Genomic DNA, 21,130 nt, shown 5'->3' with positions numbered 1-21,130 from the left:
AGATGGATTTCTTCCAATATAAAAACGACCGACTTTACGCCGAGAATCTTCCGGTTCAACAACTCGCCGAACAATTCGGCACGCCGCTTTACGTTTATTCCCACGCCACGTTGGAACGCCACTGGCACGCGTTCGACAGCGCATTGGGCGAGCATCCGCATTTGATTTGCTTTGCGGTGAAATCCTGCTCGAATATTGGCGTGTTGAGCGTAATGGCTAAGCTTGGCTCGGGCTTCGATATTGTGTCGCAAGGCGAATTGGAACGTGTATTGGCAGCCGGCGGTGATCCGTCGAAAGTGGTATTTTCCGGCGTGGCAAAATCGCGCGAAGAAATTATGCGCGGATTGGAGGTGGGTATTCGTTGTTTTAACGTAGAATCCTTGTCTGAACTCAAACACATCAATTTAATTGCCGGCGAAATGGGCAAAATTGCGCCGATTTCCCTGCGTGTCAATCCGGATGTGGACGCGCATACGCATCCTTATATTTCTACCGGTTTGAAGGAAAATAAATTCGGCATAAGTGCGGACGAGGCCCGCGCCGCGTATCAATTCGCCGCGACTTTGCCGAATGTGAAAATTACCGGGATGGATTGCCACATCGGCTCGCAACTCACTGAGTTGCAACCGTTCTTAGATGCTACGGATCGCCTTGTTTTGTTGATGGAACAATTAAAACAAGACGGCATCAAACTGCAACACTTGGATTTAGGCGGCGGCTTGGGCGTGACTTACCATGCCGAAATAGCACCGCATCCGAGCGATTATGCCAAGGCGTTATTGGAAAAACTCAAAAATTATCAAGAACTTGAAATCATTCTTGAACCGGGACGTGCGATTTCCGCTAACGCCGGAATTTTGGTGGCGAAGGTGCAATATTTGAAAAGCAACGAAAACCGCAATTTTGCCATCACCGATACCGGCATGAACGATATGATTCGTCCCGCGTTGTATGAAGCTTACATGAACATCATTGAAGTCGATCGGACTTTAGTGCGTGAGAAAGCGGTTTACGACGTGGTGGGGCCGGTGTGCGAGACCTCGGATTTCCTCGGGAAACAGCGCGAATTGGCGATCGCCGAAGGCGATTTTATCGCACAACGCTCAGCCGGCGCGTACGGCGCCAGTATGTCATCAAACTACAATTCCCGCCCGCGTACCGCCGAAGTGCTGGTGGATGGGGAGCAAGCGTACTTGATTCGCCGACGCGAAAGTGTGCGAGAACTTTGGGCCTTAGAATCGATGATTTAAAAGATGCCGAAACGCCATTTACGCGAGACTGAAAATTGACCTTACCAAATAGCACCGCATTGGAGCCGGTTCCAATGCGGTGCTATTTTAAGATGAACAAAACCGGCTTTTCAGCCGGCTTTGGGTTATTTCACGATTTGACCTTTTAACGCCACACCGCTCATTAAATTGCCTGCATGGCATTCGTACTGCGAAGTACTTTGATAAGCGCGTTTTTTATAGAAACTCACAATATTGCCGACTTTCGTCGCGCCTTCTTTTTCTGCCCGTTCTTGTAATTGTTTAACCGCGGAGATAAACGCCCATTGGCAAGAGGCTTCATCGGTTTTATTTGCTGCATTGGTTTTTTTGTTAGTCACAGCATTCGGTACGACGACTTTCCCCGGCGCGGCTTTACCGAAATAAAGTTGTACTTTTGGATTAAGCGCCGTTTTCGCTTCGGAAGAATTAAGCGCATCGGAAATGGAATAATAGTGTACGGTGTCTCTTGGCGCGCAAGCTACGATTGAAGTGGCGGCCAAAATAATGCCGAGTTTACTGATAAGTTTCATTTTTTCCTCCGGGAATAATCAAAAAAGTCTTTGCGAGTATATCAGATTTATGCAAAGCGAAGCGCGGTATTTAGCGGTTCCCTGTAAATTTAAATTAGTGTAGAATCCGGGCTATTTTAATTGCTAAGTAACTTAAGGAAAACAGAGTGAAAAAATTACTTTTATCCAGTTTGGCGTTAAGCGTTCTGGCCGGCTGTTCGTCCGGTGTGGATGAGGACAATTTAAAAAGCGTTGAGCGTGCATTAAACATTCGCCATCTTTGTATTAAAGCAAGTACCCGTTCGGCTCCGGACAATTTTGTGGAAGCATTAAAAACCAGTTTGGCAAATAAAAGAATCAGCTCGGAAGCAATGAAAAATGAGGGTAAAGATTGTGAATATATCCTCATCGCCAATGCAAAAGGAAATCGCCAACTCATTGCAAGAGCCAAATTCAGCGTAATTAACGCGAAAACTAAATCGGAAGTGGGCGTTGTTGGCTATAAACGCCGAGGAGATGAAAAAGAGCGTGCAAAACAAACCGGTTTGCAGGGGCAAACCGACTTAATGGTTAATCAATTATTTAAAAACTACTAATTATGCCGATTTGCCAGTTTTCCTTTTCCATTAAACAATGGAAAATTGTTTGCGATAAATCATTAAGCGAAGCGGATTGGCTTAAAGGTAACGCTCATTGGCTGGCCAATCGGGAAAACTTCGAAGATTTCACACCGAAATTAGCTTTTTTACCGGCATTAAAACGTCGCCGTTTGAGTCATTCAGCGCGTTTGTTTTTTGAAGCAGCTTGGGATTTAGTAACCGAAAATCCGGATATTCCGGTGGTTTATGCATCGGCAAACAGTGAAATGGAGCGTAATTTTGCCCTTTGGCATTCGCTTTTGAGGGAAGGCGATGTTTCTCCCACCTCTTTTAGTCTTTCCGTGCACAATGCGTTGGTCGGCCAATGGTCGGAATTACGCCAAGTGAAATCGGAAACCACGTCGTTAATGGCGAATGGCGGTAATTTAGAAATTGCCTTATTGGAAGCGTATTTACAGCTTAATGAAGGCGTTGAGCAGGTGTTGGTTATTATCGCCGAAACACCGTTATCCTCAATGTATAACGCTGTTCCGGTGCATCGGTCTCCTTGGGGCTATGCTCTTGCTCTTGTGGTTGAAAAAGGCGAGCAATTTACTTTGACCTTAAACGAAAACGGACAAGGCGAATATACTCCGGACAGCGCTTTGGAGTGGGTGAGACAACAGTATTTGCAAGCGGTTGATTTTAATGTGAAAAATGCAAATGGAAGTACTTGGCAATGGCACCGAAACTAAACCGAATTGGTCGTTTCCTGGCAACTGCGTTGGCATTTTTCTTGTGGGCGATTGTTGGTGTGTTATTACAGTTCGTTTTACTTCCTTATGCTCAAAAAACTAAAAACGCAAGCTATGCCACACAGCTAAAAGTGCGTCGTTGGGTCGGTAAAATTTGGTTTTTCTTTGTGCGCTATCTTTCTTGGACCGGTGTGTTGCAGGTGTCGTATCAGGGCTTTGAACGACTCGGTAGAGCGGGCCAATTAGTGGTGGCCAATCATCCTTCGTTAATTGATGTGGTGCTGATTTTAAGCCGAACGCCGAGTCTTAACTGTATCGTGAAAAAGGATTTATTAAAAAATCCGACGATGCGTAATCAAATTTTAGCTTGCGGTTTTTTACCCAATAGCGAATCTTTAGAATTGTTGGAACAAACCGATGCGGTGCTGCAACGCCAAGCCTTATTGCTTTTTCCTGAAGGCACTCGAACCGGTTGGGATAGTGTCGTGAAATTAAATCGGGGGGCGATTTCTATTGGTTTGCGCAGCGCACAAGTGATTACGCCGGTAGTGATAAAAATGCATCCATTAAGCCTGAAAAAAGGCGATCCTTGGTATAAAATTCCCAATCAAAAAATTCATTATGAATTGATTGTCGGAGAAGATATCAATCCGCAAGAATGGCTGCAAAAACAATCCATTCCGATGGCTTCCCGCCGTCTAACAAAATATTTAGAAGATTATTTTAATTCTCAGACCTTACAAAAGGATAACTAACCATGCAACTTGAACAACAATTAAAACAACTCATTATTGAGAGCTTGGCGTTGGAAGATATTAGCCCGGCGGATATCGAAAATGACATGCCGCTATTTTCTGCCGATGGTTTGGGTTTAGATTCGGTGGATGCGTTGGAGTTAGGTCTTGCTGTGCAAAAAACCTTCGGTTTGCAATTAGACGGCGAACAGCAACAAGTCCGCCATTATTTTGAAAGTGTGAACACTTTAGCGGATTTCATTCGTTCTCAAAAAGGCGAGGCGTAAGATGACTGAACAAGAAATTCGCGATTTATTGGCCGATGCCTTGCATACGTTATTTGAAATTGAATCGGAGCGCATTAAGCCGGAAACCAATCTTTATGAAGAGCTGGAAATTGACAGTATCGATGCAATTGATTTAATTGATCACATTAAACGCAAAACCGGACATAAACTGCAAGCGGAAGATTTTCGTAATGTACGTACCGTGGATGATGTAGTGCAAGCGGTATTGAAAATTAGCCAAAACCGCCCGAACGCATAATGTTACCTTACTTAGAACATCATTTTATCGCCCAATCGCCCGCTTGGGCGTTTCGCGATTTTGAATATCGGGCCAAACAAATCGCTGCCGAATTAACACAACGTAAAATTCGGTCGATTTCCTTGTGGATGGAAGACGGCGCACAGCTCGCCTGCGTCTTATTAGGTGCGTGGTTTGTCGGTGTTCGCACGTTATTTCCGGCAAATGACACGCCGGAGAGTTTAGCCTGGGCGAATGAGAATGCGGATCTATGGATTACCGATCGCGCGGATTTTCATCAGCCGAATAGCGTATTATTTAGCGAATTCGGTTTGCAGATTGAATGGCAAAAAGATTGGCAAAATCAACCGCTCTTTGATGTGCATAATCAAACTGAAATCTGGTTGAAAACCTCGGGCAGCACCGGCGAAGCCAAAACTATCGTCAAAACCGCCCGTCAATTATGGCTGGGTGCTCGTGCCTTGGCAGAAGCGCTGCCTTTTAACGACAGCAATGATATTCACACTATCAGTACCGTTAGCATACAACACGTATACGGGCTAACCGTGCATATTATGATGTCGTTAGTGAAAGGTTGGCAAATCGGCCGCATTCAACAATTTTATCCGGAATGTATTATGCGCGAAGCGGAACAGGTTCGTCGCGCGATAATAGTCAGCAGTCCGGCGATGTTGTCCAGCATTGATTGGCAAAAGATGCCGATTTCAAGTCGTATTGAAGGCATTATTTCTTCCGGTGGCGCTTTGCCTGCGACGCTTTCCGACGAAATTCGCAGCCGTGTTCAGTATCCGTTAGTGGAAATTTACGGCAGTACGGAAACCGGTCCGATTGCAATACGTCAAGATAGCGGCTTATGGCGAATTTTGCCGAATAGCCGATTAGGCAGTGATGCGCAAGGTGCGCTTTGGATTGAAGCCGATTGGTTGGCTCGACGCGAACAAACCGCCGACGTGGTGGAGTTTGAAGCGAAGGGTTTCCGCCTTTTGGGGCGCGCGGATCGCATTGTAAAAATTGCCGACAAACGCATTGCTTTGGTTGGCGTCGAACAAGCTTTAATGCAACACCTTTGGGTAGAGGATTGTTACATCGCGCAGCACCGGCAAAAATCGCGCCTGGTGGCTTGGGTCGGTTTAACCGAGCAAGGTATTGAGCAATTTCGTGAAAAAGGACGTCGCGCGTTAATTCATCAACTCAAACAGGCATTAGAACAAACCCAAGAAAAGGCCGCCGTGCCGCGTTTTTGGCGTTTTACCGATAAATTACCGCGCAACAGCCAGTCGAAAATCAACAAAGCGGAATTTGAGCGTATTTGCGTGACCACTCAAACTGATGCTATTTGGTTAAATACCGAGCAAACCGAAAATGTCCACCGCATTGAAGGTAAAGTGCCGTTGGATTTAGTATTTTTAACTGACCATTTTGCGGATTTCCCGCTAGTGCCGGGGGTGGTGGAATTACAATGGATTACCGATCGGATTAGCGAATTTTTGGGTTTTGCTCCGACGATTACACGTTTTGAACAACTAAAATTCCAAAAATTCCTGCGGCCGGCGGATCGATTCCAAATTCAATTACAATGGGATGCGGTTAAACAACGGATAAAGTTTCAATTGCTTACCGAGCGTGAAGTTTGTTGTAGCGGTTTTGCACTGATGGAGCGCTAGGTGACGATTCTGCTCAATGCGGTGCTGATGCTGGCCACCATTGCATATCCGCTCGGTTATCTGCTCGGTGAACAACAACAGTTAGTGCAACTGCCTTATTTGCTGGCGATATTATGGGCGCTAAAAGCCTTCCATCAACAAGCCTCAAAACGCTATTTTTCTTGTCTAATGGCGATAATGCTCACGCTAGTCGGTTGGTATAAACAAACAGATGCGATGTATTGGTATCCGGTGTTGATGAACGCCTTAATGCTCAGTCTTTTCGGCGGCAGCTTGTTTACCAAACAATCCTTCGTCGAACGACTCGCTCGTTTACAAGAACCACAATTATCAAATCGCGCCGTCTTTTACACGCGTCGGGTGACCGAAGTTTGGTGCGGCGTTTTTATTTTTAATATTATCGTTTCCACTGGTTTAATTTTATTCGGTCGTTATGATGATTGGGCCTGGTACACCGGTGTTTGGTCTTATCTATTGATGGCATCAGTTATGTCGGTGGAATGGCTGGTTCGCCGACAAGTACAACAACGGAAATAAGCTATGAATCTTCCATTTCAAGCGACGTCATTAATCGCACGCAATCCGCAGTGGACGTGGCAAGACTTCGCGCATCGCTGTCGACAAATCAGTCAACAATTGCGCCAAGAACATATCCAAACGGTTGCCTTTTGGTTTGATGATGCGGCGTATTTTGCCTGTGCGATGCTTGCTTGTTTTGAGGCTGATGTCAAAATTTTATTGCCGCCGAATTTACTGGAAGAAAATCGCCGATGGGTTGAAGAAAATGCCGATTTTTTATTTGATGATGCTCTTTTTGAAACCTACGGCATCACACAAACTGTAGCGAATTCTGAGTTAAGTATCGACAAAACCAGTCAAACCGAAATTTGGTTGAAAACGTCCGGTAGCAGCGGGCAGCCGAAAATTATGAAAAAAACGGCGGAAAAAATGTGGCAAGAATCCGATGCTATCAGTCGTTCGTTAGCTATTCCGTCCGATAATAATATCCATGTCGTTTCCAGCGTATCGACGCAACACCATTACGGCTTATCTTATCGAGTGATGTTGCCGTTGACGATGGGTTGGTCAATTGCCCGTAAACAACTGCCTTACCCCGAGTACCTTATTGCGGAAAGTTTATCTGTTCCGCGTAGTATTTGGATTAGCAGTCCGGCCTTGTTGACTCATTTGAATTTATCCGATCCCGCGTTACATCGATGTCAAATTGTCGCTATTTTGTCTTCCGGCGGCATGTTACCCGAGACCACAGCAAAAGCAATGCGTGCGCAATTAAACACAAAAATCATTGAAGGTTACGGTAGTACGGAAACCGGCGTGATTGCTTTTCGCGAGCAGCCCGGTTTATGGACACCGACGCCGGTGACGCGTTTAGGCGTAAATGAGCAAGGCGCATTATGGGTGGAATCGCCTTGGCTAGAGCAGCGGGAACAAACTGCCGATGCGGTAGAAATTTCAGGAGCGCAATTTCATTTATTGGGACGAATCGACCGAATTGTGAAATTCGGCGACAAGCGCATTTCGCTGGTAAAAATTGAACAAGATATATTGAAACATCCTTGGGTGCTCGACGCTTATGTCGCGCAACACCCTAAGTATCCCCGACCGGCTGCATGGCTAGCCTTGAGCGAGGAAGGCATAAGCGCATATCGTCGCATAGGCCGTCAAGCGATAGTGCAACGACTACGCCGCGATTTAAGCGAAAGCCAAGAACATTCCGCTTTACCGCGTTATTGGCGCTTTACCCGCGCCTTGCCGCGTAATAGTCAATCAAAAATCAGCCGCGCAGATTTCGAGCAAATATTTTTGAATCAAAAAGATGAATCATTTTATGTTTAACCCGGTTGCCGTTATTCCTCATTACAATCATTCTGCAACCCTCGGTGCCGTGCTCGCCGAACTGCACCGCATTGGATTGCCTGTGTTAGTGATTGATGACGGTTCAACCGAATTACATCGCCAAGTGCTTCAGACTTTTGCGCAAGAAGGCGTAAAAATTTATTACCGTACACCAAATCAAGGGAAAGGCGGGGCGATGAAAGCGGGGTTGTTATTGGCGGCAGAACAAGGGTTTACGCATGCTTTGCAAGTGGACGCAGACGGGCAGCATAACCTGGCCGACTGTCCCGCAATGCTGGCGAAGTCTCAAGAAAATCCGGCCGCGTTAATTTGTGGCCGTCCGATTTACGGTGACGATGCCCCGAAAGCGCGTTTATACGGGCGTAAAATCACCGACTTTTGGAACGCCGTGCACACCCATTCATTTGATATTAAAGACGGGATGTGTGGTTTTCGGATTTATCCGCTAGCTACAATCGCCCCGTTAATTCAACGGGAATTTTTGGGCGATCGAATGGATTTCGATATCGAAATTCTCGTGAAAGCCCACTGGCACCGAATTGAATTTATTTGGCTCGACACCCGAATCCGTTATGCGCAAGACGGCGTGTCGCACTTTCGCAGCTTGGCGGATAATTGGTTGATTAGCAAAATGCACGCGCGTTTATTTTTCGCTATGTTAAAACGTTTTCTCATGGGAAAAATGTAATGAAATCGACCCATTGGGCAAAGCAAGCGGAACGCGGCAACGCCTTTTTCTTAGGGCTCACACGGCTCATTGTGAAATACAGCCCGCTTTGGTTAATTAAACCGATAAGCGTCATCGTGGTGAGTTATTTTTACCTCACGAGCGCAAAAGCGCGGCGCAATATTCGCGCCTATCAAACCCGTTTACGACGCTATTCTCCGACACTAAATCTTCCGCACGCTTCCGTCTTTCGTCAATTTTTAGGATTCGGCGAAATGGTTTGCGATAACTTTGCCGTGTGGCAACATAAAATTCATTACGATGATCTCACCATTGACGATAAAGATAATTTATTTGCCGATATGGATCGCGACGGTCGTGGACAAATTTTAGTTTGTTCGCATTTTGGCAATATCGAAATTTGCCGTGCCTTGCTCGATAACGGGCCGCATCAGGCTTTTAAATTGAATGTGTTGGTGCATAGTCGTAATGCCGAAGCATTTAATCAAGCGCTGACGGCAGCGGGGGCGAATACGTTGTCATTAATGCAAGTGGAAGACTTGGACGCGCAAAAAATGCTCACTCTCTCGCAACGTTTGGAACAAGGCGAATGGATTGCCATTGCCGTCGATCGTGTCCCGTTACGCGGTGATAAAACCGCATTGGTGAATTTTTTAGGCGATGTGGCGGAATTTCCACAAGGCGCCTGGTTGCTGGCAAGTATTCTCAAAGCACCGATCAATACGCTATTTTGTTTAAAAGAACACGGCCGTTACCGAATGAAATTGCGCCGTTTTGTGCCTTGTATTGAAGGACGCGGTGCCCAACGCGAGCAAGCGATTCTAACCGTGATGCAACAATATGCCGATATTCTTGCGCAAGAATGCGCGGAAAATCCGCTACTTTGGTTTAATTTTTATAACTTCTGGAATGATCAAGAATGAAAAAACATGCTTATTGTCGTCACAGTTCCGTTCATAAAATTCAATTTTTTGACGTAGACTCCATGGACATTATGTGGCACGGCCATTATGTCAAATACCTTGAAATGGCGCGTTGCGCATTTCTTGAAGAAATTGGTTACACCTACGACGTGATGAAAAAACAAGGTTTCGGCTGGCCGATCGTACAGCTTAATATCAAATACGTACAACCCGCCTTGTTTCGTCAACGTATTCGTATTGATCTTGCAGTGGTCGAATATGAAAGCTGTTTGCGCATTGATTATCTGATTTTTGATGCCGAAAGCGGTCAAAAACTCACCTCGGCCAGTACGACGCAGGTTGCAGTCAGCATTGCCACGCGCGAAACGCAATGGCAAACACCGCCTTGTTGGCGGCAAGCGATCGAAAACCATGCGAGTTTTAGCAAAGAAGATTAAGGAAAAACAATGCGTATTTTATTGATTATTGGCGGTTTTCTGTTCAGCGCTTTTACTTGGGCGTTCTCCGAAGCCGAGTTGGTACAACAACTGCAACAACCGCAAAACGTGCAAGGTCGGTTCGTACAACAGCGTTTCTTAAAATCTCTTGCCGCTCCGATTACTCTGCAAGGACAATTTACCTTAGTGGCGAAAAAAGGCCTGCTCTGGCAATTAGAAAAACCCTTTGCCAACCAACTGCGTGTTAAACCGGATGGCATCACGCAATGGAATGGCAAGCAATGGACGGGTAATCAAAAACCGGGGCAAAGCGAGCAAATTAGCTTATTCTTGGGATTGTTGTCCGGCAATATCGATGGGTTGAAATCTCAATTTGACATGAAATTATCGGGCAATGCACAAAATTGGAAATTGATACTCACACCGAACAGTTTATTGATGAAGCAAATTTTCACCTCTATCGAAATTGAAGGCGACCAAACCGCCAAACGCCTACAGCTCAATGAAGTGCAAGGCGACCGCACACAAATTGATTTTCAGCAGATTCGACTAAATCAGCCGCTGTCGGCGTTTGCACAATCCGCTCTTGAATCGGCTGACTAAAACACCATGAAAAAAACGATCGCGTTTTTCCCCGCTTATCAAACTTGGGGTTACGTCCTCTTTCTGGTATTCACCGTTGCGCTGTTAGCCGGTTTTTGGCACCAAGGCGAATGGTTGCAAACGGACTTACGCACGTTATTGCCTTCCCGGCAAGGCGTCAATGCGGTGCTCATTGAGGCAGACAAACGGCAAGAACAGCAATTAAATCGCCAACTGATCGCATTAGTCGGTCATACTGACCCTGAACAAGCTTTTACGTTGGCGGAAGAAACAGCACAAGTTTGGCAAACAAGCGGTGATTTCGCACAAGTAAATGCACGCATTCAGCCTGATTTAAATCAGCTTCGTCAAGAAATTCAGCAATTGGCTTGGGCGACTTTGCCCGAACACATTCAAGAACAATTGTTGCGACGTCCCGCCGAGTATTTTCAACACTATGCACAGCAATTAGCCAACCCTTTTGAACAGACCAATTTATTGCCTTTGGAACAAGATTGGTTGGGCTTCGGGCGCTTTGCAATGAACCGTGCGCAAATCGGGCGGCTTCAATGGAATGCGACAAACGGGATGTTGTCGGTAACACAAGACGGGCTCACTTGGGTTCTGTTGCGCGGCGAATTAAATGCGCAAACTTGGCTTAATCCCGCGGCTAAATTAACCACGTTGTTGGCGCAAAATCGTCGCCAATTGGAAGCCCGAGAAGCGCACTTTCTTGTGGCCGGCAATGCATTATTTGCCGCTGACGCCAAACAAAAAGCAGAGCGCGAAAGCACATTAATGAGCCTGTCGGGCATTAGTTTGACGCTATTGCTTTTGTGGAGCGTTTTTCGTACTTGGCGGATTTTGTGGTTGTTTTTGCCGATTGTCGTCGGAATGATGGCGGGCATCGCCGCTACATTATTGGTGTTTCGGCATATTCATATTCTGACGATTGTAGTTGGTACCAGTTTGGTCGGGGTGTTGATTGACTTTCCATTGCATTGGTTCGCAGGCTCGTTATTTAGAGCGAACTGGCAAGCGCGCCCCGCCATGGCAAAATTGCGTTTTACTTTTACCATGAGTTTATTGGTGACATTGCTCGGTTATGGTTTACTGGCATTTACCGACTTACCGGTGTTAAAACAAACGGCGCTATTTTCTGCAGTAGCATTAATCGCCGCAGTGTGGACTACACAACTTCTTTTGCCGTTTTTAATCGGCTCTTATCAAGTCGCGAATCGGTTGGTGGATCGCAAAGGTTACAACAAGGTGCGCGCAATATTTGAAAAATTTACGGCGTTTAAAGGTAATCGCGGGTTTGCCGTTTTATTGCTTTGTTTTACGGCGGTCGGGATTTATCGTTCACAATGGCAGGATGATATTCGCTCGTGGGTTTCCATGCCGAAAACGATGTTGGAGGAAATGCGCCAAATTGGCCAACTGACAGGCTTTGACTGGGGCGCGCAAGCGTTTTTAATTTGTGCCGAAAATGATGACGAGTTGTTGGAAAAGAGCACCGCATTGGCGGCGGATTTGACCGCGCGAGGTGTGAATATTCAAGCGTTAAGTCAATGGTTTGTCGCGCCGCAACGGCAACAAATGCTTGCCCGCCAAATTTCGGCGACGATTCAGCCGGCGGATTATGCACCGTTAACCGAATTGGGCATTCCGCAACATGCCGTCGTAGAGAGTTTACATATGTTGGCAGAACAACCGCCGCTTAGCTTGCAAGCGGCATTATCCACAACATTGGGGCAGGCTTGGCGGCCTTATTATTTAGGTCGGTTGAACGAAACGCAGGTTGCCGGCTTGGTCAAAGTAAAAGAGGCAGACGGCGCGGAAATGGCAAAATTGGCAAATCAGCAAGATATTTTCTGGCTTGATAAACGCGCGTCACTCAACCACGGTTTCCAAATGACGCGTAATCAAGCAGCGTGGTTAAAAGTACTGTCCTTTGTATTGGCGGCATTGTTGTTGCGTAAATGGTTTAACGGCAAAACGACTTTACGTTTATTACTCGTACCTTGTGTCGCGATTGTGCTGACGGTTGCGCTTTGCGGTTGGATTGGTTTACCGATCGGCTTATTTTCGATGTTCGGCTTATTATTGGTTTCCGCTATCGGTATCGACTATGCGGTGTATATGCAAACGGTACGGGCAGCGCGTTTCGAAAAACAATTTACACTGTTTTTAGCGGCGACCACCACGCTGATTTCGTTTGCATTACTGGGTATGAGTTCGACGCCGGCAGTGGCCGGATTCGGCTTAACGGTAACCTTAGGCGTGCTACTAAGCATGTTGTGCAGCGCAAAATTTATCCGTTGATCTAGATAAGGCTAATCGCTAGAATTCACTGCATTTTTTTCTCGGAGAAACGATGAAAAAATTATTTTTGCTGTCGGCGCTAGCGCTTTGTTTAAGCGCATGTACGAGTTTCCCAACGATCACGCAATTGCCACAACAACAAGTGGCAAGCGAGACGTTCAAAGTGGAGCGGCGGCAGAATCAAACCCTTTATCAAACCAGCTTGTTGACCGTGCAATTTATGCCGAATCAATGGCGTTGGGTGCAAACCGAGCCTTTAGGTTCGCCGCTGGCTCGATTGTTGCTTACTCCGCAAGGTTGGCAAAATGATGGTTTCGTTATGCCGAATAGCCAGGCTCAATGGCTCTTTTTGGCGCTTGCCTATGAATTTTCGCCACCGCTTCGTGCCGATCTTATTGAGGTTCAACAGACATCGCAAAATAAAATTTATCGCCGCCGAGGCGAGTGGCTGTGGACGACTCGCGCGCTTACCGAACAATGGGAAATCGTCTTAGCAGATGGCAGCGAGTGGCATATCGAGAGATTGAATTAGAGGATTACGTGCAATTATTTTTAACTAAACCCGCCATTGTTAGCAGTTTAGGCGAAGGTCTTGAGCATCACATCAAGGCGTTGCTAAATGAAGTTGAATCACCTCTTTATGCGTCGGATAAACTATTCCGAGAAAGCGGTTTAAAAGATAAATCCGCGATGGTCGGTGAAGTGGCGTTGTCGTTGCGGCCGTTCCCCGACGATTTGCCGAGAGCGCACCGAAGCCGCAATAACCAATTGTTATGGCATAGTCTGGTGCAAATTGAGGACCGCATTGAACGGGCGATTCGACGCTTCGGTAAACAACGGGTGGCAGTAGTGATTGGCACTTCCACTACCGGGGTGGATGAAAACTTGCCGGTATTTCAATATGCCGCACGGCACAATGATTGGTCGGGCGTTCCGTTTAATCAGCAACAACAATACTTTTCCGCCGCAGCCGATTTCATCGCGTATCAATACGGTTTATCGGGCATTTGCTACGGCATTTCCACTGCTTGCACTTCGGGTGCTAAAGCCTTAATCAGCGCCGCACGGTTATTGAAGGCAAATTTGTGCGACGCGGTGATTTGTGGCGGTGTAGATACGCTTTCTTTACTCACGTTGGTCGGTTTTCATTCGTTGTCCGTGTTATCGACGCAACCAACCAACCCGTTCTCCGCTAATCGCAACGGCATCAATTTAGGCGAAGGCGCCGCTGTTTTCGTGATGAGCAGAGAAGCCTTGGATGAATCCTCTGTTGCGCTGTTGGGGTACGGCACTAGCAGCGATGCTTATCATATGTCGTCGCCGCATCCGGCGGGCGAAGGTGCGATCTCGGCTTTTAGCACCGCATTGAAATCAGCCAAACTGACCGCCGACCAAATCGGCTGGATTAATTTGCACGGCACCGGCACTTTCCATAACGATCAAATGGAAGCCATCGCGGTAAAACATATTTTCGGTTCGCAAACGCCTTGTAGCACGACCAAACCTTATACCGGACACACCTTGGGGGCGGCTGGAGCGATTGAGGCAGCGATTTTATGGGGGGTAATTGCTCCGCAAACCAATCCGTCAGGCAAATTACCTGCGCAACGCTGGGACAATCAAGCCGATGAGGTTACCGCACAAATTCATTTAACGAGTCGAAACGATTACTGGCCGTACGAGCACCGCATTGGCGCTAGCAGTTCTTTTGCTTTTGGCGGCAATAATACGGTACTGATTTTAGGAGAAGCCGATGATTGATTTAACTTGTCCAATAACCGAAGTCGCCGCGTTGATTCCGCATAGTGGAGAAATGGTGTTGTTAGACGCGATCACGGAAGTTGATGGCGAACATTTGATTGCCGAAACTTATCTGCGCGCTGATAATTTATTGGTCCGTAACGGGCAACTTTCCACCTTTATGGGCGCGGAAATTCTCGCGCAAGGCATTGCTGCTTGGGCGGGTTATCAATGCGTGCGGGCTGGCAAGCCGATTGGCTTGGGTTATTGGCTTGGTTCGCGTCGTTTAACGCAACATCAGCCGTTTATTCCGGTTGGCACGGCATTACGAATTCGCGTGAAATTATCCATTGAAGACGCTTCCGGATTCGGCGTGTTTGATTGTGAACTGGTCGAAGCCGAAAGCGGTAACGTGCTGTTAGACGGCGCATTAAATGTATTTCGTCCTCGGCATAGCGAAGAACAAGCGTAAATTTGACGGCACTTTTTAGAAAATTTGAGAAAGAAGATGAAGCAAACCATTTTAATTACGGGTTCCAGCCGAGGTATCGGCAAAGCCATTGCCTTACGTTTGGCACAAGCGGGATTTGATATTGTGGTGCATTGTCGCAACCGTGCGGTAGAAGCGGAAGCGGTGGCTCAGGCGGTACGCGAACTAGGGCAAAATGCCCGCGTGTTGCAGTTTGATGTAAGCAATCGCGTCGAGGCGGCGGAAAAGCTGATTGCCGATGTGGAAGCCAACGGCGCGTATTACGGTGTGGTGCTAAACGCCGGTCTAACCCGCGATAACGCCTTTCCGGCGTTAACGGATGAGGATTGGGACAAGGTACTGCGGACCAATCTGGATGGTTTTTATAATGTGTTACACCCGATTATGATGCCAATGATTCGTCGTCGCAAAGCGGGACGCATTGTGTGTATTACCTCCGTATCGGGCTTAATCGGCAATCGCGGTCAAGTCAATTACAGCGCCTCCAAAGCGGGTATTATCGGCGCCGCGAAAGCGCTGGCGGTGGAATTGGCGAAGCGTAAAATCACCGTTAATTGTGTGGCACCCGGCTTAATTGACACGGATATTCTGGATGAAAATGTACCTATTGATGAAATTCTGAAAATGATTCCCGCCGGGCGTATGGGCGATCCGGAAGAAGTCGCGCACGCCGTGAATTTTCTGATGGACGAAAAAGCCGCATATATTACCCGCCAAGTGATCGCCGTAAACGGCGGTTTGTGTTAAATAAGCAAAGAGACGAATTAACATGAAACGAGTTGTGATCACCGGCATCGGTGCAGTGACTGCCTTCGGTAAAGAATGGCGGGACATCCAAGCGGCTTTCCGACGTAAGCAAAACGCCGTGCAGGCCAAAGCGGATTGGGCGACGCGCTATCCTGAGCTGGAAGCCCGTTTAGGCGCGGAAATTTTCGATTATCAGCCGCCGGCACATTGGAATCGTAAACAATTACGCAGCCTCGGGCGGGTGTCGCAATTTGCCGTGGAAGCCGCCGAACGCGCGTTAGCCGATGCCGGGTTATTGGATGAAAATGGTGAAATCCCGGCTTATTTGAAAGATGGCCGAATGGGCGTTGCCTGTGGTTCTTCCACCGGTTCCACCAACGATATTAAAGATGCCGCCGAACTACTGATGACCGGTAAATCCGACGGCTTTAACGCCAACACCTATGTGCGCATGATGCCACACACCGCCGCCGCCAATATTGGTATTTTCTTTGGTTTAACAGGGCGCATTATTCCTACTTCCAGCGCCTGTTCTTCCGGCAGCCAAGGCATCGGTTATGCTTACGAATCGATTAAATACGGCTTAATTCCGATGATGCTTGCCGGTGGTGCCGAGGAATTTTGTCCGTCGGAAGTGTATGTGTTTGATTCTCTTTATGCGGCAAGCCGTAATGTCAATCAGCCAAAACAAACCCCGCGTCCTTACGACAGAGATCGTGATGGTTTGGTGATCGGCGAAGGTGCCGGAATTTTCGTGTTGGAAGAACTGGAACATGCCCTCGCGCGCAATGCCAATATTATCGCGGAAGTGGTGGGCTATGGTGCCAACAGTGACGGCGCGCATGTTACTCGCCCGCAAAAGGACACCATGCAACGTTGCATGGAATTGGCGTTAAAAGATGCAAATTTATCGCCGCAAAAAATTGGTTATGTGAACGGACATGGCACGGCGACGGAGCAAGGCGATATTGCGGAAACCCTCGCCACCGAAGCGGTGTTCGGCAAGATTCCGTTAAGCTCGCAAAAAAGTTATTTAGGCCATACGCTCGGGGCATGCGGTGCATTGGAATCCTGGTTTTCTATCGAAATGATGCGTGACGGTTGGTTTGCACCGACCATTAATCTGGATAACATTGACGAACGTTGCGGTAAACTGGACTACATCCAAGGCGACGGACGTCATATTGACACGGATTATGTGATGAATAACAACTTTGCCTTCGGTGGCGTGAATACCTCGTTGATTTTTAAACGTTGGCAGGGATAAAAATAAAATCGGCGGCAGGACGCGGAAATTAGGTTTGCTGACCTCGAGCCATGCGTAATTTCAACCGGGTTTACCGTTCGTTCATCAAAAACAGCACCGCATTGAAGCCATTTCAATGCGGTGCTGTTTTGGACTTTCAATAATTGGCCAAGCCAAGCGTCTCGTGTTAAACAAACGTCGGATTTAATACAATAGATAAAAAATCCATCTCTTGCGTATTGTCAATATTCGGCAGATTATTCAACTTTTCGAGCGCACCTTCTGCGTCCTTCGACACTATCCAAAAGCACGCCCCTTCTTGTTGTCCGTTGTCGTTCTCCAACACCCAACCGACCAGCGCGGATGGCATTCCTTGCTGTTCCAGATCCAGCAACGCCAACCGTAACGGTTGCCAAATGGTTTGCTGATTTACCGCCAAAAACAGCGAATTGCCATGAATTTGCAAGGTTTGCGCCAGTTGAAAGGTCGCCGCGTTATTGATATTTGCCATAAAATCCAACGGGCTTGGCAGGTTTTGTGCCGTGAGTTGGCGGAACATTTTGTCGAATTTACCGGGTGAATTAAAGGGTGAGCCGAGATAAATACCGCTTTTCTCCGTTAAATAAGGCTTGAGCGGTAATGCACCTAGAAGAGCAAGTTGAGTGAAGCGGCTTAAACGACGGGCATCAACGCCATGAGCTTTGAGTTGTTGGCGCAAGATTTTGTCGTCCATATCGTTGCTGATGAACTGATGGATTTGTCGGATAAAGTAGGTCATTTGTTTACCTTAAGCACCCAAGCTATGTTGCTTCCACCGAAACCTAAAAAATAATTTAAAAAACGACCGCACTTTTGCGGTTCGCTTTTCAATTGATTGAATAAAATGGCGCTTTCAAGCGCCCCACTTGCGCCAAGGGTGTGTCCCGTTTGGGTTTTTATGGAAAGCCATTGCGCATGAGGGAAAATTTCTTGTAAAACCCGTAGCTCCATTTCATCGCTGTTGCCGCCAACGCCATGGACTTTCACGCCGTCAATGTCGGCCGGCATGAAATTGGCATTATTGAGGCAGGCATTAATCAGGTTACGCAATGCCGATTCACTGCTGTTGGTGAGATTTTCGTTATCGGTTAGCAGCGTGACGCCCACTATTTCGCAAGGCAATTGTGGATTCGGTTGAGTAGATAACGCCACACAGCCGATGCCTTCGCCTAACACAATGCCCGTTGGGTTCGTGAGTGGCGAATATTGCGTTTCCTGTGATAACAAATTCATCGCCTGAAAATGCTCGAACGTCAGACGATTAAACATCTCAAAGCCGATAACCAAGGCTTTTTCATACATGCCGCTTTTCAGCATTTTATAGGCATACCCCATCGCCTGTGCGGAAGAAGTGCAAGAGGTGGCGAAACTGAACACCTCCGTTTGATAACGGGCACGTAAATCATCGGCAATCACCGCCAGACTATGTTCTTTCGGCAATGGGAGATTGTGCGCCAGACGGGCTTCGCAATCGCTGATAACATAAGCGGTGGAACCGAGCAGAATAGGAATATGCTTCAACTCGCTTTTATCCCAGCCCGCCTGCTGTAAAGTGCGGTCGATTTCCACATCAAAATACGCATAAAGCTGTTCAAGGGAAAGCAAAGGCTCCTCAAAAGCATTGAAGTACGGAAAACGGAGCGGTTGCCCCAACATATTGGAGGTGCGCTGCCCTAAATTATCGGCAAACTTGGCGGAGGCGGCGTTGAGATAAATATTCATCAGACTTTTTGGTGCTGTTCGCGGATAAAGGCGGCAAGATCGCGCACGTTCATCATGTGTTTACGCACCATGCGATCGCCCTGCAAACGCACGCCGAAATGGGCTTGCAACGCCACGACAATTTGCAAAGCATCTAAAGAATCCAACTGAATGCGGCTTTGTTCGCCAAATAACGGTTCTTCGTCGCTGATTTCTGTCGGGTCAAATTCATCTTTTTCCGTTTCTTGGATAATCAGTTTTTTGAGTTCCTGTTCTAATGCCGGATACTCCAGCGTGAAAAGATAAGCCATTAGAATCTCGCTTGTGTTGTCAATTGTCGTTGATAAATTAATGTGGCTAAAAGTAGCGTAACAATGCCGAAACCGCTTAACAAATAGAGCGGTTGCTGAATTTGGCTAAGCGCGTAATGATTCAGCAATAAATTCTGAAAACCGCTTAATGCCCAGCCCATCGGGGAAAATTGCGCTACAGTTTGCATGATCTCCGGCATGACATAAACGGGCACCATAATCCCCCCGATTGCTGCCATAATAATAATGCCGCCACCGCCTAATACTACGGCATGCTCGGTGGTACGCGCCAGCACGCTTACCAGCAAACCATAACCCAACGCGGCAAGGCTAACGGCGCCGGATAGCACAAAATAAGGCAACCAATCGCCCGTTAACCCAAATGCCGGCATATCCAGTGCAGGCAATACAAAATAACCGAGCGCCACCATGCCGACAAATTGCAGTTGGTTGATGAGGAAATACGGAATCAATTTAGCAACAATCTGACTCCATGCGGAGGCGCGCGCCATGCGCAGACGGGTAAGTGTGTTGGTTTGCCGTTCCATCGCCATCACATTGGACAGGGGAATCATGATAAAGAACATACCGAAAATCAGCCAGGCGGGCACACTGTGTTGCACGGAATTTGGCTTGGAAACTGCTTTCCCCTGCCGATTCACATAAATTTCCTGCCATAAATCTTTTGCCAGATAATCGTTAATTTGGGCGAATTTGTTATCCAGTTCTTTATTGACTTTATTTTGAATCTCTTTGATTGGCTTGCGTTTGTTATTTTCTAACGTAATGTGATTATCCGCCAAATAATCGTTTAAACGCAGTTGCGAATAATGTTTTTGCAACACGCCTTTCACACCCAACAACCAACTGCGATCTACGCTCGGATTGAGCCAAAGTTGCAGATTTTGTTCTTCGGAAAGTGCGGTCTGTTTTTTATTCGGATTGAAAATCAGCAAATCGAATTTCCCTGCTTGTAGCGCTTCTTGGTATTGCGCCAGCTCTTCCGGTGGCGCTTGACGAACGGCAAGTTTTTCATTTTTGAGCGCATCTAAAAAGGCATCGTTAAGCGCATTTTTTTCACTCAGTAGCACAATTTCCGAGCGATTGCTTAAGGCATTATCATTGCTCAACGCGGCCGACATAATCAGCATGAACAAAATCGGCATGATAAATAATACGGCGACACCGTGCAGATCGCGGCTTAATAGACGCATTTCTTTGGCAATCGAAGCAATTAGCACGTTTTTCCCGCCTTATTTAAAAAATCCAAATAAAAACGTTCAAGACTTTGCCCCTCTTTTAAAATGCCCTGCACCGATCCCTGATAAATTAATTCGCCTTCGTTCAGCAGCACCAATTTATCGCATAATTGTTCGATTTCCTGTAAATAATGGGAGGTATAAATTACGGTGACACCTTGCTGTTTCAACGCTGCTACGCTATCCAAAATAAACTGGCGGGATTGTGGGTCGATGCCTACCGTAATTTCATCTAAAAAAATCACTTTCGGGCGATTAATTAGACCGATGGCAAAATTCAAGCGGCGCTTTAAACCGCCGGATAAATGTTTAGCGAGTTTATTTTTATGCGCCGTTAAATCCACCTGTTCCAGCAAGGCTTGCAGATAATTTTTGTCTTTCACCTCATAAAGTGCGGCGAAAAATTTCAGATTTCCCCACACCGTCAGCAACGGATAAAAAGCAAAATCCTGTGGCACTAAGGAAATTTGATGGCGCTGTTTTTTGGTCAACTGTCCAAATGGCACCGCATTGAAATAAATCTGTCCCTGCTGCACGGACTGCAACCCGGCAAGCAGCGACATAAGTGTCGTTTTGCCCGCGCCGTTAGGGCCAAGCAAACCAATGGTGGATGCCGATTGAATATCAAAATTGACCGTATTTAAAGCATTCTTTTCGGCGTTGGGATAGCGGTGTTGGATGTTTTGGATTTTTATCATTATTTATTA

General features: G+C 46.9%; 25 protein-coding genes. 19 read left to right on the top strand and 6 right to left on the bottom strand.

Annotated features, from left to right (window positions below; all coding sequences use genetic code 11):
* Positions 1 to 2: 2 nt before the first annotated feature.
* The gene (lysA, locus tag AB3F25_RS08845; RefSeq protein ID WP_373603458.1) at positions 3 to 1,250 is read left to right on the top strand and encodes a diaminopimelate decarboxylase; all 1,248 of its coding nucleotides are present in this window, start codon (positions 3 to 5) and stop codon (positions 1,248 to 1,250) included.
* A gap of 125 nt (positions 1,251 to 1,375) precedes the next feature.
* Here lysA and AB3F25_RS08840 read toward each other — a convergent pair whose 3' ends face one another.
* Positions 1,376 to 1,801 (bottom strand): excinuclease ABC subunit A, encoded by a 426-nt coding sequence (locus tag AB3F25_RS08840; protein WP_373603457.1) that lies wholly within the window; start codon positions 1,799 to 1,801, stop codon positions 1,376 to 1,378.
* A gap of 146 nt (positions 1,802 to 1,947) precedes the next feature.
* Between AB3F25_RS08840 and AB3F25_RS08835 the strand changes: the two genes are divergently transcribed.
* Genes AB3F25_RS08835 through AB3F25_RS08750 form a run of 18 tightly spaced genes read left to right on the top strand, consistent with a single transcriptional unit; the run spans position 1,948 to position 17,134 of the window.
* Positions 1,948 to 2,376, top strand: coding sequence for a hypothetical protein (locus tag AB3F25_RS08835; protein ID WP_373603456.1), 429 nt, complete (start codon positions 1,948 to 1,950; stop codon positions 2,374 to 2,376).
* Positions 2,377 to 2,378: 2 nt separating this feature from the next.
* Positions 2,379 to 3,113 (top strand): beta-ketoacyl synthase chain length factor, encoded by a 735-nt coding sequence (locus AB3F25_RS08830; RefSeq protein WP_373603455.1) that lies wholly within the window; start codon positions 2,379 to 2,381, stop codon positions 3,111 to 3,113.
* Positions 3,098 to 3,868: a lysophospholipid acyltransferase family protein gene (locus AB3F25_RS08825; protein ID WP_373603454.1), complete on the top strand. Its 771-nt coding sequence runs from the start codon at positions 3,098 to 3,100 to the stop codon at positions 3,866 to 3,868. Before AB3F25_RS08830 ends, AB3F25_RS08825 begins: the two co-directional genes overlap by 16 nt.
* A 2-nt stretch (positions 3,869 to 3,870) precedes the next feature.
* Complete coding sequence (locus AB3F25_RS08820) at positions 3,871 to 4,134, top strand: phosphopantetheine-binding protein (RefSeq protein WP_373603453.1); 264 nt, start codon at positions 3,871 to 3,873, stop codon at positions 4,132 to 4,134.
* Position 4,135: 1 nt separating this feature from the next.
* Complete coding sequence (locus tag AB3F25_RS08815) at positions 4,136 to 4,393, top strand: acyl carrier protein (RefSeq protein ID WP_373603452.1); 258 nt, start codon at positions 4,136 to 4,138, stop codon at positions 4,391 to 4,393.
* The gene (locus AB3F25_RS08810) at positions 4,390 to 6,057 is read left to right on the top strand and encodes an AMP-binding protein (RefSeq protein ID WP_373604362.1); all 1,668 of its coding nucleotides are present in this window, start codon (positions 4,390 to 4,392) and stop codon (positions 6,055 to 6,057) included. Before AB3F25_RS08815 ends, AB3F25_RS08810 begins: the two co-directional genes overlap by 4 nt.
* On the top strand, positions 6,058 to 6,594 hold the full coding sequence (locus AB3F25_RS08805) for a hypothetical protein (RefSeq protein WP_373603451.1): 537 nt from the start codon (positions 6,058 to 6,060) through the stop codon (positions 6,592 to 6,594).
* Positions 6,595 to 6,597: 3 nt separating this feature from the next.
* Positions 6,598 to 7,914 (top strand): AMP-binding protein, encoded by a 1,317-nt coding sequence (locus tag AB3F25_RS08800; protein ID WP_373603450.1) that lies wholly within the window; start codon positions 6,598 to 6,600, stop codon positions 7,912 to 7,914.
* A complete protein-coding gene (locus tag AB3F25_RS08795; protein ID WP_373603449.1) occupies positions 7,895 to 8,623 on the top strand; it encodes a glycosyltransferase family 2 protein in 729 nt (242 codons plus the stop codon). The genes AB3F25_RS08800 and AB3F25_RS08795 overlap by 20 nt, the downstream gene beginning before the upstream one ends.
* Positions 8,623 to 9,546, top strand: coding sequence for a glycosyl transferase family 2 (locus AB3F25_RS08790; protein WP_373603448.1), 924 nt, complete (start codon positions 8,623 to 8,625; stop codon positions 9,544 to 9,546). Before AB3F25_RS08795 ends, AB3F25_RS08790 begins: the two co-directional genes overlap by 1 nt.
* The gene (locus AB3F25_RS08785; RefSeq protein WP_373603447.1) at positions 9,543 to 9,983 is read left to right on the top strand and encodes an acyl-CoA thioesterase; all 441 of its coding nucleotides are present in this window, start codon (positions 9,543 to 9,545) and stop codon (positions 9,981 to 9,983) included. Before AB3F25_RS08790 ends, AB3F25_RS08785 begins: the two co-directional genes overlap by 4 nt.
* Before the next feature lie 9 nt (positions 9,984 to 9,992).
* A complete protein-coding gene (locus AB3F25_RS08780; protein WP_373603446.1) occupies positions 9,993 to 10,586 on the top strand; it encodes an outer membrane lipoprotein carrier protein LolA in 594 nt (197 codons plus the stop codon).
* A gap of 6 nt (positions 10,587 to 10,592) precedes the next feature.
* On the top strand, positions 10,593 to 12,890 hold the full coding sequence (locus AB3F25_RS08775) for an MMPL family transporter (protein ID WP_373603445.1): 2,298 nt from the start codon (positions 10,593 to 10,595) through the stop codon (positions 12,888 to 12,890).
* 52 nt (positions 12,891 to 12,942) lie between these two features.
* On the top strand, positions 12,943 to 13,422 hold the full coding sequence (locus AB3F25_RS08770) for a hypothetical protein (RefSeq protein ID WP_373603444.1): 480 nt from the start codon (positions 12,943 to 12,945) through the stop codon (positions 13,420 to 13,422).
* An 8-nt stretch (positions 13,423 to 13,430) separates the two neighbouring features.
* Positions 13,431 to 14,651, top strand: a complete 1,221-nt coding sequence (locus tag AB3F25_RS08765) for a beta-ketoacyl-ACP synthase (protein WP_373604361.1) — start codon at positions 13,431 to 13,433, stop codon at positions 14,649 to 14,651.
* Entirely contained in the window at positions 14,644 to 15,102 is a 459-nt protein-coding gene (locus AB3F25_RS08760) for a dehydratase (protein ID WP_373603443.1), read from the top strand. The genes AB3F25_RS08765 and AB3F25_RS08760 overlap by 8 nt, the downstream gene beginning before the upstream one ends.
* Positions 15,103 to 15,138: 36 nt before the next feature.
* A complete protein-coding gene (fabG, locus tag AB3F25_RS08755; RefSeq protein WP_373603442.1) occupies positions 15,139 to 15,867 on the top strand; it encodes a 3-oxoacyl-ACP reductase FabG in 729 nt (242 codons plus the stop codon).
* Positions 15,868 to 15,889: 22 nt separating this feature from the next.
* On the top strand, positions 15,890 to 17,134 hold the full coding sequence (locus AB3F25_RS08750) for a beta-ketoacyl-ACP synthase (protein WP_373603441.1): 1,245 nt from the start codon (positions 15,890 to 15,892) through the stop codon (positions 17,132 to 17,134).
* Positions 17,135 to 17,300: 166 nt separating this feature from the next.
* Here AB3F25_RS08750 and AB3F25_RS08745 read toward each other — a convergent pair whose 3' ends face one another.
* Genes AB3F25_RS08745 through AB3F25_RS08725 form a run of 5 tightly spaced genes read right to left on the bottom strand, consistent with a single transcriptional unit; the run spans position 17,301 to position 21,121 of the window.
* Entirely contained in the window at positions 17,301 to 17,891 is a 591-nt protein-coding gene (locus AB3F25_RS08745) for a hypothetical protein (protein ID WP_373603440.1), read from the bottom strand.
* Positions 17,888 to 18,874, bottom strand: a complete 987-nt coding sequence (locus AB3F25_RS08740; RefSeq protein ID WP_373603439.1) for a beta-ketoacyl synthase N-terminal-like domain-containing protein — start codon at positions 18,872 to 18,874, stop codon at positions 17,888 to 17,890. The genes AB3F25_RS08745 and AB3F25_RS08740 overlap by 4 nt, the downstream gene beginning before the upstream one ends.
* Positions 18,874 to 19,164 carry an acyl carrier protein gene (locus tag AB3F25_RS08735; RefSeq protein WP_373603438.1) on the bottom strand — a complete coding sequence of 97 codons (291 nt, stop codon included), beginning with the start codon at positions 19,162 to 19,164 and terminating at the stop codon, positions 18,874 to 18,876. Before AB3F25_RS08735 ends, AB3F25_RS08740 begins: the two co-directional genes overlap by 1 nt.
* A complete protein-coding gene (locus AB3F25_RS08730; protein ID WP_373603437.1) occupies positions 19,164 to 20,405 on the bottom strand; it encodes an ABC transporter permease in 1,242 nt (413 codons plus the stop codon). Before AB3F25_RS08730 ends, AB3F25_RS08735 begins: the two co-directional genes overlap by 1 nt.
* A complete protein-coding gene (locus tag AB3F25_RS08725) occupies positions 20,399 to 21,121 on the bottom strand; it encodes an ABC transporter ATP-binding protein (protein ID WP_373603436.1) in 723 nt (240 codons plus the stop codon). Before AB3F25_RS08725 ends, AB3F25_RS08730 begins: the two co-directional genes overlap by 7 nt.
* Between the last annotated feature and the right edge of the window lie 9 nt (positions 21,122 to 21,130).

This window comes from Aggregatibacter sp. HMT-949 (genome assembly GCF_041734645.1).
In the GTDB taxonomy this organism is placed as follows: domain Bacteria; phylum Pseudomonadota; class Gammaproteobacteria; order Enterobacterales; family Pasteurellaceae; genus Rodentibacter.
This window is presented reverse-complemented; position numbering and strand designations above follow the sequence as displayed.